Raw genomic sequence first — 12,671 nt, forward strand, 5'->3', positions numbered from 1 at the left:
ATATGGATGCTTGATTATTAATTCTCTATAAATGGATAGGTATGTTGGGCGATCATGGCCTCTTCGTCCGCAGGGATCACCTGGACCTTCACGCGGCAGGCCGGTGTGGAGATCAACAGGCGGTTTCGTTGATTTAGCTGCTTGTTGATGAAAATCCCTAAAAAACCGAGATCGTTGCAGCAGTATTCCCGTATAAGCGGGCAGTTCTCCCCTATTCCGCCGGTAAATACCAGCAGGTCCAGGCCACCCATCGCGGCGGCCATGGCCCCGATGGTCTTTTTAACCTGGTAGCAGAAAAGCGTAATGGCTTCCTGTGCTTTTATATCCTCTTCCCTGCGCTGCAATAGGATCTGCATATCACTTGTTCCGGCAATTGCCAGTAAGCCTCCCTTTTTGCTCAGCAAATCGTCGAGCTGGTCAGCGGTTAAATGCTCCCGTTTTAATAAATATAACACTACACCGGGGTCGAGGTCACCGGAACGGGTACCCATCACCAGGCCGCCAACTGGGCTCAGCCCCATGGTGGTGTCTATACTGATCCCATTTTTTACCGCTGTGATACTGGCGCCATTACCCAAATGGGCGATAATGATCTTTTTTTTTGTCCATGACATATCCTTTTCGGCCAGGCTGGCCGTAATGTATTCATAAGAAAGCCCATGAAAACCATACCTGATCAGCCCCTGCTTTTTGTAAACCTCCGGCAGTGGGTAATATTTGGCACAGTCGGGCAGGTCCCGGTGAAAAAAGGTATCGAAGCAGGCAATCTGCCTGATACCCGGGAAAGCGGTTTGAAAAATCCTGATCACCCGAATTTCGTCCGGCAGGTGGTTGGGCGCCAGGTAAACAAGCTGATGTAAAGTTTTCAGTAATCCCTCCGTAATGATCTCCGGGGCGCGGTGGTCGGGACCGCCTTGTACGATCCGGTGACCTATCGCGATCAGGGGATACCGCCGCTTATTATTGAGCAGCCAAACTGAGAGCTCGAGGACAGCCGATCTTATGTTAGCATGGCTTACGGGATGGCTTTGCAGTATTTGCCCGTCTTTATCCTGAATATGGAAACGCCGTTCTTCCGGCCCGGAAAGCGCGACCGACCCCGACAATTCGATGATGGGGGCGCGGGATTGCCACAAGCTGAACTTGAGGCTTGAAGAGCCGCAATTGATCGTTAATATATAGGCGCCGGGCGGAGTTGTCATTTTTACTTTAATTAAACACACTTTAAACTGGGACTAAGTTACGGTCAACCGGCGGCCGGATAAATGATGACCGTTCATCACAAAGGTGATCACGGTCACCTTTGTGATCATGATAGCTGGTATAAAAGGCCTCGGGTCAAAAAATGACGACAGTCACTATTTTGCGTGAAAAGAATTATATTTTATCCGGTTCCGATTACCAATATTTGTGATCACAATCAGTATTTGATAAAATCAGTATATGGAAAACACCGCCCTGTTAAAAGCGATCATCGAAAATGCCATTGACGGTATCATTACGATAGACGGAAGAGGTATCGTAGAGAGCATCAACCCGGCCGCCTGCAAACTATTCCTCTGCAGCCCGGAGGAGGTGATCGGTCAAAATATCTCTACGTTAATGCCGCCGCCATATAAGGAGCAGCATGATGAGTATATCAACAGGTACCAGCGAACCAGCGAACCGCATATCATCGGCATCGGCCGGGTGGTAACCGGCTTACGCAAAGATGGCAGCACCTTCCCGTTCAAACTGGGGGTGAGCGATGTCCCCTTTTCGGGCAGAAAGATCTATGCCGGCTTTATCCATGACCTCAGCCGCGAAATGGAAGCAGAAGAACAGTTAAAGGAATATGCCGCCCACCTGGAAGAACTGGTTGAAGAACGAACACTGTCCCTAAAAAAAACAGTACAAGCCTTACAGGAAGCCAAAGAGGAAGTAAGCCTTTCCCTGGAAAAAGAAAAGGAATTGGGCCAGTTAAAAAGCAGGTTCGTATCTATGGCATCCCATGAGTTCCGTACACCACTGAGCGCCATACAGTTGTCATCCTCTTTAATAGAAAAATACGCGCAGCCCTTTGATAACCCCAATATCAGTAAGCATGTCGCGAAGATCAAAACCGCGATCGGTAACCTTACAGCTATCCTGAATGATTTTTTATCGCTGGAAAAACTGGAGGCGGGTAAAGTAACCCCCGCTTTCGAGGCCTTCGACCTGGTCAAACTTTCGGAGGAAATTACCGAAGAAATGCAGATGATAGCCAAACAAAACCAAAGCATTATTTACCAGCATACCGGAATCAGCAGTGTCGTGATCCTCGACCAGAACCTGGTCAGGAACTGCGTAATCAACCTCATCGGCAATGCCATCAAATATTCGGGGGAAAATACGTTCATAGAATTCAACACAGAGATCAATGAACAATTTTGCCTGATTGGGGTCAAAGATAATGGGATAGGTATCCCTGACACTGATCAGAAACACCTGTTTGAGGCATTCTTCCGCGCACATAACACCGGCAATATCCCGGGAACGGGGCTGGGTCTCAATATCGTGGCACGTTACAGTAACCTGATGAACGGCCAGATCGAATTTAAAAGTGACATCAACACAGGCACCCTATTCACCATTAAATTTCCCATATCATGAGCAAAAAAGTCTTGATCATTGAAGATAACAATGACATCCGTGAAAATGTTGTTGAAATACTGGAACTGGCAGGTTACGAGGTAACCAGTGCCGGTAATGGTAAAACCGGTGTGGAGCTCGCAGTTAAGAACCCGCCCGATATTATTTTATGCGATATCATGATGCCCGAACTGGACGGTTACGGGGTTTTATATATGCTGAATAAGAATCCTGAAGTCAGCGCCATTCCCTTCATATTCCTGACCGCGAAAGCCGAACGGGTAGATCTGCGAAAAGGCATGGAAATGGGCGCGGATGATTACCTGACCAAGCCCTTTGATGATATGGACCTCTTGAACGCCATTGAAAGCCGGCTGAAGAAACAGGAATTGCAGAAAACCTTTTACAGTAAATCGCTGGATCGTTTGAACAACCTGATCGGGAAAAACGATGGATTGGCGGAACTCAAAAAGATCATCCAGGATCGTAAGATCAGGTCATTTAAAAAGAACCAGGTGATATACTATGACGGCGATAAGGGTAACGGCCTTTACCTAGTCACCGGAGGAAAGATCAAAACGATCAAACTGGCCGAAGACGGCCGCGAACTCATGACCGGGATATATGGAACGGATGAATACCTGGGTGTCAACGCGATGCTGGCCAACGAAGCGTATACGGACACCGCAACAGCTTTGGAAGACAGTACGCTTTGTCTGATCCCTAAAGACCAGCTGGAGCAATTACTGCATTTATATCCTGAAGTGGCACGTGAATTTATTAAACTGCTGGCCAATGATATCCGGGATAAAGAAGATCAACTGATGCAGCTGGCCTATCATTCCGTCCGGAAACGGATGGCCGAAGCGCTGTCGCGCTTACAGCGGCAGCAAAGCAGTGCAACGGACGGTTTTAAAATTACGCGCGAAGACCTGGCCGCCATGGCGGGAATGGCAACGGAAACCGTGAGCCGCACGCTGTCTGATTTTAAAGAAGAAGGCCTGATCGAGAAGAAGGGCAGCCTGATCCAGGTCCTCCATCCGGAGAAACTGGCTAAAATGAAAAACTGACACAGATCACTATAATAGCTGATACCGCTCATCAAATGCAACTCACCTTTAGGGTAGCTTTGTATTCATAAACGACAACAGATGAAAGCGGTAGCCTATAGTATCAAGCCATTTGAAAAGGAATATCTGGCAAAAGCCAATCAGAAAAAACATGACATTACGCTCATTTCAAACCCCTTAAGCCCGGAAACGGCAGCTTACGCGGAGGGAAAGGACGCGGTGATCGTGTTTATCAATGATGATGTTTCCGGTCCGGTTATCGACATGCTCGCGATGCTGGGTGTCAAATATATTATTACCCGCTCCGCGGGTACAGATCATATCGATAAAGCGGCAGCCGCGAGGCATGGCATCAAGATAGCCAGCGTACCCGCCTATTCCCCGCAGGCGATTGCCGAGCACTCGGTTGCGCTGGCCCTCGCGCTCAGCCGCCATTTGATTAAAGCCGATCTGCTCGGTCATGAATTCAATTTTTCCAGCGACGAACTGATCGGTTTCAATTTCTCGGGCAAAACCGTTGGTATCATCGGCATGGGCCAGACCGGTCAGGCCGCGGCAGCAATCTATCATGGGATGGGCTGTCACGTTATTGGCTATGATGTTAACAACGCTCACCGTAGCCGTTTTGTAAAAACTGTTTCCCTGGAAGCCCTGTTAAACAGCGCAGATATTATTTCCCTTCATATACCACTTACGCCTTTAAGCAAACACCTGATCCAGGAGAAAACACTTGAGCAGATGAAAAATGGGGTGATGTTAATCAACACCGCCAGGGGGGAGCTGTTAAATACAATGGATATCCTCCCGGCCCTGAACAACGGAAAGCTGGGTTACCTCGGACTGGACGTTTATGAATTTGAAAAGGGGCTATTCTTCGGGGATCATCAAAAGGACCCGGTAAAAGATTCCCAATTAGAAAAACTGATGAGTTATCCTAATGTGCTGATCACGCCGCATCAGGCTTATTTAACGAAAGAAGCATTGCAGGAGATCGCCGATCAAACGATCAGAAGTCTGGATCTATGGCAGCAAAATAAATGTGAGGGCAAAGCTTGTGCCTGTTCCCATGAATGTAACAAAACACCCAAACCCAAAGACTCCGTTCAATCCTGAATTATGGAAAACCGACTAAAAGAGCTCGCCGATAAATATAATGTCGCCGTGCCGCGCTATACCAGTTATCCGACCATACCCTATTGGGACAATCACACGTTTAACACCGATTCCTGGAAAGAAACCGTTAAGGTTTCGTTTGATGAAAGCAATGAATCGTCCGGTATCAGCCTGTATATCCACCTGCCTTTCTGCGAACATTTATGTACCTATTGCGGATGCAATACCCGCATCACCAAAAATCACCGGGTCGAGGAGCCTTATATAGCCGCGGTATTAAAAGAATGGCAGTTATACCGCAACATATTTAAAGAAACACCCACTATTAGAGAAATACACCTGGGGGGCGGTACCCCAACTTTTTTTAGCGCAAATAACCTGCATAAACTGATCGATGGATTACTGGAGGGCGTGCATATTCACGAAAATGCAGATTTTAGTTTTGAAGCGCATCCGGCGAACACTACGGTAGATCACCTGCAGACCTTATTTGACCTGGGTTTCCGCAGGCTCAGTCTCGGTATCCAGGACTTTGACCCTCAGGTACAATTGATCATCAACCGGCGGCAGAGCTTTGAACAAGTGCTGACGGTTACGCTGCAAGCCAGGAGAATTGGCTACACTTCGGTCAATTACGACCTGATCTACGGCCTGCCACTGCAGACGATGGAAGGATTGCTCAAAACCATGGGTATCGTAGCTGAACTAAAACCTGACCGGATCGCCTTTTACAGCTATGCGCATGTGCCCTGGATCAAACCGGGCCAGCGTAAATTTACGGAAGACGATCTTCCCGATCCGGAGATGAAAGGTATACTGCAGGAGATAAGCAGGTCTTTGCTTACCAGCTACGGCTACCGCGAGATCGGTATGGACCACTTTGCGTTGCCGGAGGACGAATTGTTCCTTGCCGAAAAACAGGGCACCCTGCACCGGAATTTTATGGGCTATACCCCACAGCATACCCAATTGCTCATCGGCCTGGGTGTTTCCGCTATCAGCGATTCCTGGTACGGGTTTGCCCAAAATGCAAAAACAGTGGAAGAATACCTGGAACTTATCCGCAGGGGTGATCTGCCGGTTATTAAAGGTCACCTGCTCAGCGAAACAGACTTGGCTGTCCGCCAGCAGATCTTAAATATCATGTGCAGCGGACATACCTCCTGGGAACAATTACATGAAGATAAGGGTGGGTTTTCGGAAGCATTGATCCGGCTGCGCCCGCTGGCAGCTGACGGCCTGGTGATCCTCAATCCTTCTGGCCTAACGGTAACGCAGGCTGGCAAACGCTTCCTGCGCAATATCTGCATGTGTTTTGATGCCAGGCTTTGGGCAGACAAACCCTCCTCCACCATATTTAGTATGGCTATTTAAACAAGCGGGTGGACAGCTATTCCTGTTGCCATTTCCTGCAGCGCCCGGATAAATAAGGGTGACTCATTCAGGCTTTCCACCAGTAACAGTTCTTCGCCGCCGGCTGCTATAAATTCCTGCCGGTATTCTACGGCGATCTCCTGCAGGGTTTCCAGGCAATCGGAGACAAAAGCAGGACATACCACCAATAATCTTCTTTTACCGGATGCCGCCAATTGCCGGATAGTGGTGGAAGTGTGGGGTTTTATCCATTCCTGTTTTCCGAGCCGCGATTGAAAGCACACGCAGTAATCCGCACGTGTGAGTTTCAGCTCCGCGGCGATCAGCCTGGCGGTTTCGTGGCATTGGGCCGCGTAGCAGTTCCGGTTTATTTCAGTTAATACGGCACAGCAATTTTTCTGCGCCAGACAATACGTTCCGGAGGGATCACAGGCTCTTAACTGCCTTTCCGGCAAGCCATGAAAGCTGAACAGTATATGATCATAGGAACCGCGGTTGTAACGTTGTATCTTTTCTGTAAAGGCATCGATGAACAGGGGATGATCGTAGAACGCCCCCCTGACCGCAAGCGGCAAAATAGTCGGCCAGCGCCGCATCACCCGCATCACTTCAGCGATCACAGAACCCGTTGTAGCCGAGGCATATTGCGGAAAAAGCGGAATGACGACGATGCTTTGAACACCGGCGGATTTCAGTTTATGCAATGCCAGTTCGATAGAGGGGTATTGGTATCGCATGCCCAGTTCGATGACGTAATCATCGCCCAGTTCCAGTTTGAGCAATTGCAGCTGCAGATTACTGAAATGCAGCAAGGGAGAGCCGGTCCGGTCATTCCAGATCCCGCGGTAGAGCCTGGCTGATTTTGGCGCGCGAAAAGGTATAATAAGCCCGCGCACAAGTAGAAAACGCAAAAAAGGGTGAATATCGATCACCCTTTTATCCATTAAAAACTCCGCCAGGTATTTCCTGACATCGCCCACCGCCTGACTGTCCGGCGTACCTAAATTGACCAGTAAAATCCCTTTGCGCATGAGTAAAAAATGAAGACAGTTCAGGGTTTGGCGATTTCCAGCACGACGCGTCCGTCGATCTGGCCTTTTTTCATCTTATCGAAGACTTGATTGATATCTTCCAGCTTTGCGGCATGCACCGTTGCTTTCACCTTGCCTTCAACGGCAAAGGCAATAGCTTCCTGCATATCCTTACGGGTTCCGACGATGGACCCGCGGACCGTATAGCGGTTCAATACCGTTTCGAATATCGAAAGGTCGAAATTCCCTTTGGGCAAGCCGTTCAGGGCGATGGTTCCCTTACGGCGCAAGGCCGAAATACCCTGCTGAAACGCTATCGGGGAAACAGCCGTAACCAAGACGCCGTGCATCCCTCCTGTTTCTTTTTGAAGAAAGGCTCCGGGATCCTCTTCTCCCGCATTCACGACGAGATCGGCGCCCAGTTTTTTGGCCAGGCTCAGCTTATCATCGGCGATATCTATAGCGGCGACATGCATGCCCATGGCTTTCGCATACTGAACGGCCAGGTGTCCCAGCCCCCCAACACCGGAAATGGCTACCCATTCTCCCGGTTTCACCTCGGTTTCCTTCAGTCCCTTATAAACCGTTACACCGGCACAGATGATCGGCGCCATTTCTGTAAAATTAATGCCTTTTGGAAAGCGTGCTACATACCTGGGATCAGCCAGGACATATTCCGCGAAACCGCCGTCGACACTATAACCGCCATTCTGCTGGGTCCCGCATAGCGTTTCCCAGCCGGTGATGCAAAATTCACAGCAACCGCAGGCGCTGTACAACCAGGGCACACCAACAATATCACCTTCCCGGATATCTTTTACCTCCGCTCCCATCGCCACGACATAACCAATGGCTTCATGCCCCGGTATCAGCGGAAGTTTGGGTTTTACCGGCCAATCACCATTACAGGCATGCAGGTCGGTATGGCAAACGCCACAGGCGATCACTTTTACTAATATCTGATTAGCATGTGGTGTTTTAACTTCCACCTGCTCGATCTGCAAGGGTTTACCAAATTCGCGGATCACTGCCGCTTTCATTTTTTGAGGTATCATATCGGATTTATTAAAAAAGTTCATAATTTATAAGACACAGACCAGTACCATCAGCGTATGAATAATGATACTCGCGGCGAACAAGCGGAGCAATGTCTTGATTCCGGCTCCGCCCATCCCTGCGATAATATTGGCGAAGAAAAGGGTCAGCGTAAGCACCAGTACCAGCACAGGAGCGTCATAATAATAAATGAGCACTGCCGGTATGGGGAGAAAAAAGACACCCTGAACAACCAGGGAAACGAGGAACCACAATGTTTTACTTTCAGACTGGCTTTCCATGAAGACGGTCCATTTGCGGAGCAGGGTATTGGAATTAGATTTTGCTGCCGCTTTGGTGCTCCATCGGGCAGATGCTGTTAAAGATGCCATAATTGATATTTTTAATAGTACAAATATCCGTTGCAGCTATAGACCATTCCCTGATGACGGTCTTGTATAAATATGATATGGATCACTTTTCATCCGGTTTACCGGCAAGCGGTCGTTCTAAAAAAACACCTGGAAGCAGGACCCGAAAATGACATCGGATCTATCGCCGGCCTGCTGCCGGGCTGCTTATCTTAATAGAGAGGAAAGCGTTAGTAACGAATCCCCTGTTTCTTCATTTCCCTGAGCAATTTTTCCGGAATAGGCCTGCATGAACAGTTCTTCTGGTGTTCCAGGTGCCAGTTCACTCTTTGTGCAAATGTTGCATTTTTGGGCATCGGGTTGGCCAGGTGCCATTCCTTATTAAATTTCCGGTCTTCTTTACTTAAGGTTCTCATATTAAGTCATATTAGTTCTTAAATGATCCGGCATTGTCATTTTCAGCCGCCGGATAGCCTTAGTGACAACTAGCAACACCGGAGGCTTGTTTTGCAGGGCTCAGGTAAGGGATATCCATACCCAGGCCGCGCAGTACAAACCAGCAGCCCAGGCAAACCATCAGGTAAGGCATTGCGCTATTGATGCGCCGGCGGAACAAGGGACCTATAAATCCGGAACCGGCCGTGGCGAGCAGCATTAACGGGAAAGTACCGAGCCCAAACCAGAACATATAGCCGGCTGATGCATAAGGAGATGAGGTATTGACCGCGCCGATCAATGCCAGGTAAACAAAACCACAGGGCAGGAACCCGTTCAACATACCGACGGCGAGATGCCCAGCTTTATGTTTTAAGGCATAACCGATCAGCCGGTTTACCGGCGACAGGAATCCGGACATCAGCCGGCTTTTGGAAAATTCAACTTTGATCACCCTGGAAAAGCCGGCACCAATAATGAGCACGCCGCTGATCACGCTGACACCCTGTTGCAGCCCGGCCAGCCAAAGCTGGCGCCCCAGCAAACCGATCAGCAAACCCAAAAACGAGTAGGTCATCACACGTCCGGCGTTATAAGTAATTTTGTCGATGATGATCCGCCACCAGCGGGTATCAAAGGAGGGAATTGCGAAAGCCAGCGGTCCGCACATACCGATGCAGTGCAAGCTGCCGAACAGGCCAATAAAAAAAGCGATCTGGTTACTGCTCATCGGAGATCCACCTCCTGTTCGTATAAATAATCCTTTTGGCCGCTGTTCCATTCCAAAACCAGCCGCCAGCGCCCTTTGACGAGCGCGGCAACAGCAAACGCAGCCGTTTTCCCCTCAGCGGTATTCAGGGAAAATACTTTATCAAGCGCCTCGCTAGAAGGTCTGATAAACCGGACATTACCCTTCGCGGCTTTCCTAAAAACAATACGGACAGAATCCCCGTCGATCCGGATTTGCGGCCTGGCCTGATCGGTGACAACCTGTTTTTCCTTATTATAGTCCTGATCGAAATTCAGGCCCTTTTCATAATAATGATGATCGTATTCATCGGCGGACATCCTAAACATGTGCACACACATGCCGAGGATGAACAGTATAAACAGGGCCATGCCCAAAATAATTCCTTTTCCCCAGTTCATTTCGTTAATCGTTTGATGGCCCCACAAAAGTGGTGCTGACCGTTTGTATAATTCTGTTGTCAAACACCAGGTTAATTTTCACATCCGTTTTTTCAGCTTTAATGTTCTTGTCCTGAATCATCAGGAAAAAGACCGTTTTTACTGATCCGCCCGCATTGACCTCCCCCGGTGCCTGGATATATTTTACTTTAACCGCGGGGTCAGCCGGAACTATGGCCACCCTTCTGTTCTTGCTGGATTTATTGATAATTTCCGCGTTGTAGATATTACTGATATAATGACCCGGCTGTTCCTGGTAAAGCAATCCCGCGCTCCGTAAGATGCTCAGGTCCATATCGCCCCTGCTGAAAATGAAGTAACAGAGTACCGTCATCATCATGACGATAACCCCGCCATATCCCATCATTCTCCCGGTGAGGGATGGCTTTGCCTTTTCCCGGATCATATTTTCAGAATAGAAGCCAATCAGGTTTGGTTGCCTGTTTATTTTAGTCATCACCTCGTTACACACATCGATACAGGCGGTGCAGTTGATACATTCCAGCTGCGTGCCCTTCCGGATGTCGATGCCTGTCGGGCAAACATCCACGCACAGGCCGCAATCCACACAATCCCCTTTATGCTGATGGAGCGGATCATCCTTTTTGTTTAGTTTCCCCCGGGGCTCGCCCCGGACATCATCATAGGCCACAACGAGGGTATGCTCATCGATCATCACACCCTGTAAACGCCCATAGGGACAGAACAGCGTACATACCTGTTCCCGTACCCTGCTGTATATCAGATAAAAGACCAGTGTAAATACCCAGATGCTGATCAATCCTACCCAATGAGCCCTTACCGGTTCCGTAATGATCCTGATCAGACTTCCGCTGCCAACGATATAGGCGAGGAAGGTATTGGATATCAAAAAAGAAATCAACATAAACAGGGTATGCTTTGAACCTTTTTTGAAAACCTTCTCCTTTGTCCAGGGACCGGCGTCCAGTTTTTTAGCTTTCGTGGGGCTTCCCTCGATCCAGACCTCTATTTTCCGGAATACCAACTCCATGAAAATGGTTTGCGGGCAGATCCATCCGCAAAAAATGCGGCCGAACGCGATGGTAAATAAGACAATGCACACGAAAAAAACCAGCGAAGCGAGTACAAACAGGAAAATATCCTGGGGCCAGAAAACCTGGCCCAGGATAACAAACTGCCGGTCCATAAAATCCAGCAGTAAAAGCGGCTGTCCGTTGATGCGCAAAAACGGCCCGGCAAAAAATACAGCCAGGTAAACATAGCTGATCCTGGAACGCCAGCGATACAGCTTACCTTTCCGGATCAGCGGATAGAGCCAGGGGCGTTTTTGTGTTTCTTTTGCTACCAACAGTCCGTCCATCATTTATTTATTGGCAACGAGTTTTTGATTTGTGTCCGCTTCTTTGGTTCCTTGTGGCGCCTTGGCACCTGCAGGGTTGGAACCATGCAGCGATTCGATAAAATTGGCCACATCGGAAATCTGTTTGGGCGAGAGTTGTTTTTCCCAGGTTGGCATACCTTTCGATAAAACCCCGTACTTGATGGTTTTAAAAAGGTCATTGATCTTTCCGCCGTGCAGCCAGTAATCGTCGGTCAGGTTGGGACCTACGTTTCCCTGGGCATGCTCACCATGACAGGGGGCGCAGGTACTTTTGAATATAGCCTGTCCAGAGGCGATCACCGCAGGATCGTGTACCAGCTTCACGGTATTTTCATCCACGCGGTTCGCCGCTTTACTTAAAAAGGCCTTCTTTTCGATATCCGCCTGCGCCATTTCCGTCCGGTATTCCGCATATTGCAGCTGCCCGGTTTTAAATACGTGGTAATTCAGCAGGTAACCCACCGCGAAAGTGATCGTACCATAAAACAGGTACATAAACCATGCGGGGATCGGGTTGTCGAGCTCCTGGATGCCATCATAATCATGGGCAATCAGCAGTTCCTGCTCTTCGGCCAGGGGTTTAAGGGATAATAATTTTTCCCATACCGCTGCTTTCGGTTTCTTTTCTTTTTTAGGTTTTACCGGGTTCATTTCGGCGTCTATTTCTGCCGGCGTCAAACCCTGCTCCCTTAATACGACCCTGGTCAGTATCTTAAAAGTCTTTAACAGCACCAGCATGACGATCACGAAGAGCAGTAACATGCTTACAATGGCGCCAAAGCCGATATAGTTCATGACATCCCCGGGTATCAGGCTGTCATCGCTGGCCATGGCCGGCTGTATAGCAAACAGCAACGAGGCTGTCATCAGGAGTATCCGGTGGTATTTCATGATTGTAAAGGTTGTGTTGAATCTGTTAAACTGTCTTGCAGGGGAAGATCACGCATGTGATCCACATGCTGTTTCCGGATACGGATCAGCATGATCGTTACAACGATAAAGAACACAAAGAATATCCCTAAGGAGAAAAGCAGGTAGGCCTGGTTTGCGTTGATATTTTCGGTAAATTGCTTAAACATGA

At 48.7% G+C, this 12,671-nt stretch carries 14 protein-coding genes; 4 read left to right on the plus strand and 10 right to left on the minus strand.

Annotated elements, in window-relative coordinates; translation table 11 throughout:
• Positions 1-17 precede the first annotated feature (17 nt).
• Positions 18-1,202 (minus strand): acetate/propionate family kinase, encoded by a 1,185-nt coding sequence (locus tag G7092_RS06035; RefSeq protein ID WP_166087206.1) that lies wholly within the window; start codon positions 1,200-1,202, stop codon positions 18-20.
• Positions 1,203-1,443: 241 nt separating this feature from the next.
• Between G7092_RS06035 and G7092_RS06040 the strand changes: the two genes are divergently transcribed.
• The 4 genes from G7092_RS06040 (at position 1,444) to hemN (ending at position 6,167) form a co-directional block, all read left to right on the plus strand.
• Entirely contained in the window at positions 1,444-2,631 is a 1,188-nt protein-coding gene (locus G7092_RS06040) for a PAS domain-containing sensor histidine kinase (RefSeq protein ID WP_166087208.1), read from the plus strand.
• The gene (locus tag G7092_RS06045; protein ID WP_166087210.1) at positions 2,628-3,680 is read left to right on the plus strand and encodes a response regulator; all 1,053 of its coding nucleotides are present in this window, start codon (positions 2,628-2,630) and stop codon (positions 3,678-3,680) included. Before G7092_RS06040 ends, G7092_RS06045 begins: the two co-directional genes overlap by 4 nt.
• A gap of 81 nt (positions 3,681-3,761) precedes the next feature.
• Entirely contained in the window at positions 3,762-4,793 is a 1,032-nt protein-coding gene (locus G7092_RS06050; protein WP_166087213.1) for a 2-hydroxyacid dehydrogenase, read from the plus strand.
• 3 nt (positions 4,794-4,796) lie between these two features.
• A complete protein-coding gene (gene hemN / locus G7092_RS06055; RefSeq protein WP_166087215.1) occupies positions 4,797-6,167 on the plus strand; it encodes an oxygen-independent coproporphyrinogen III oxidase in 1,371 nt (456 codons plus the stop codon).
• On the opposite strand, the gene hemH is transcribed toward hemN, so the two are convergent.
• The 9 genes from hemH to G7092_RS06100 form a co-directional block, all read right to left on the minus strand.
• Positions 6,164-7,198 carry a ferrochelatase gene (gene hemH / locus G7092_RS06060; RefSeq protein WP_166087217.1) on the minus strand — a complete coding sequence of 345 codons (1,035 nt, stop codon included), beginning with the start codon at positions 7,196-7,198 and terminating at the stop codon, positions 6,164-6,166. The genes hemN and hemH overlap by 4 nt on opposite strands.
• A 20-nt stretch (positions 7,199-7,218) precedes the next feature.
• On the minus strand, positions 7,219-8,277 hold the full coding sequence (adhP, locus tag G7092_RS06065; protein ID WP_235953785.1) for an alcohol dehydrogenase AdhP: 1,059 nt from the start codon (positions 8,275-8,277) through the stop codon (positions 7,219-7,221).
• A 3-nt stretch (positions 8,278-8,280) separates the two neighbouring features.
• Complete coding sequence (locus tag G7092_RS06070; protein WP_166087219.1) at positions 8,281-8,625, minus strand: hypothetical protein; 345 nt, start codon at positions 8,623-8,625, stop codon at positions 8,281-8,283.
• 209 nt (positions 8,626-8,834) lie between these two features.
• Positions 8,835-9,020, minus strand: coding sequence for a hypothetical protein (locus G7092_RS06075; RefSeq protein WP_166087221.1), 186 nt, complete (start codon positions 9,018-9,020; stop codon positions 8,835-8,837).
• Positions 9,021-9,079: 59 nt separating this feature from the next.
• Complete coding sequence (locus G7092_RS06080) at positions 9,080-9,769, minus strand: sulfite exporter TauE/SafE family protein (RefSeq protein WP_166087223.1); 690 nt, start codon at positions 9,767-9,769, stop codon at positions 9,080-9,082.
• A complete protein-coding gene (locus G7092_RS06085; protein WP_166087225.1) occupies positions 9,766-10,188 on the minus strand; it encodes a FixH family protein in 423 nt (140 codons plus the stop codon). Before G7092_RS06085 ends, G7092_RS06080 begins: the two co-directional genes overlap by 4 nt.
• Positions 10,189-10,192: 4 nt before the next feature.
• The gene (gene ccoG, locus G7092_RS06090) at positions 10,193-11,572 is read right to left on the minus strand and encodes a cytochrome c oxidase accessory protein CcoG (RefSeq protein ID WP_317169986.1); all 1,380 of its coding nucleotides are present in this window, start codon (positions 11,570-11,572) and stop codon (positions 10,193-10,195) included.
• Positions 11,573-12,481: a cbb3-type cytochrome c oxidase N-terminal domain-containing protein gene (locus G7092_RS06095; protein WP_166087227.1), complete on the minus strand. Its 909-nt coding sequence runs from the start codon at positions 12,479-12,481 to the stop codon at positions 11,573-11,575.
• Positions 12,478-12,669 carry a hypothetical protein gene (locus G7092_RS06100; RefSeq protein ID WP_166087229.1) on the minus strand — a complete coding sequence of 64 codons (192 nt, stop codon included), beginning with the start codon at positions 12,667-12,669 and terminating at the stop codon, positions 12,478-12,480. The genes G7092_RS06095 and G7092_RS06100 overlap by 4 nt, the downstream gene beginning before the upstream one ends.
• Positions 12,670-12,671: the final 2 nt, after the last annotated feature.

Origin of the sequence: Mucilaginibacter inviolabilis, assembly GCF_011089895.1 — a bacterium.
In the GTDB taxonomy this organism is placed as follows: Bacteria; Bacteroidota; Bacteroidia; order Sphingobacteriales; family Sphingobacteriaceae; genus Mucilaginibacter; species Mucilaginibacter inviolabilis.

Excerpts from the sequence above, each read along its gene's own strand:
- G7092_RS06040 (WP_166087208.1), top strand. The coding sequence starts at position 1,444 with ATGGAAAACACCGCCCTGTTAAAAGCGATCATCGAAAATGCCATTGAC.
- ccoG (WP_317169986.1), bottom strand. The coding sequence starts at position 11,572 with ATGATGGACGGACTGTTGGTAGCAAAAGAAACACAAAAACGCCCCTGG.
- G7092_RS06095 (WP_166087227.1), bottom strand. The coding sequence starts at position 12,481 with ATGAAATACCACCGGATACTCCTGATGACAGCCTCGTTGCTGTTTGCT.
- G7092_RS06085 (WP_166087225.1), bottom strand. The coding sequence starts at position 10,188 with ATGAACTGGGGAAAAGGAATTATTTTGGGCATGGCCCTGTTTATACTG.
- G7092_RS06080 (WP_166087223.1), bottom strand. The coding sequence starts at position 9,769 with ATGAGCAGTAACCAGATCGCTTTTTTTATTGGCCTGTTCGGCAGCTTG.
- adhP (WP_235953785.1), bottom strand. The coding sequence starts at position 8,277 with ATGAACTTTTTTAATAAATCCGATATGATACCTCAAAAAATGAAAGCG.
- hemH (WP_166087217.1), bottom strand. The coding sequence starts at position 7,198 with ATGCGCAAAGGGATTTTACTGGTCAATTTAGGTACGCCGGACAGTCAG.
- G7092_RS06050 (WP_166087213.1), top strand. The coding sequence starts at position 3,762 with ATGAAAGCGGTAGCCTATAGTATCAAGCCATTTGAAAAGGAATATCTG.
- G7092_RS06035 (WP_166087206.1), bottom strand. The coding sequence starts at position 1,202 with ATGACAACTCCGCCCGGCGCCTATATATTAACGATCAATTGCGGCTCT.
- hemN (WP_166087215.1), top strand. The coding sequence starts at position 4,797 with ATGGAAAACCGACTAAAAGAGCTCGCCGATAAATATAATGTCGCCGTG.
- G7092_RS06075 (WP_166087221.1), bottom strand. The coding sequence starts at position 9,020 with ATGAGAACCTTAAGTAAAGAAGACCGGAAATTTAATAAGGAATGGCAC.
- G7092_RS06045 (WP_166087210.1), top strand. The coding sequence starts at position 2,628 with ATGAGCAAAAAAGTCTTGATCATTGAAGATAACAATGACATCCGTGAA.
- G7092_RS06100 (WP_166087229.1), bottom strand. The coding sequence starts at position 12,669 with ATGTTTAAGCAATTTACCGAAAATATCAACGCAAACCAGGCCTACCTG.
- G7092_RS06070 (WP_166087219.1), bottom strand. The coding sequence starts at position 8,625 with ATGGCATCTTTAACAGCATCTGCCCGATGGAGCACCAAAGCGGCAGCA.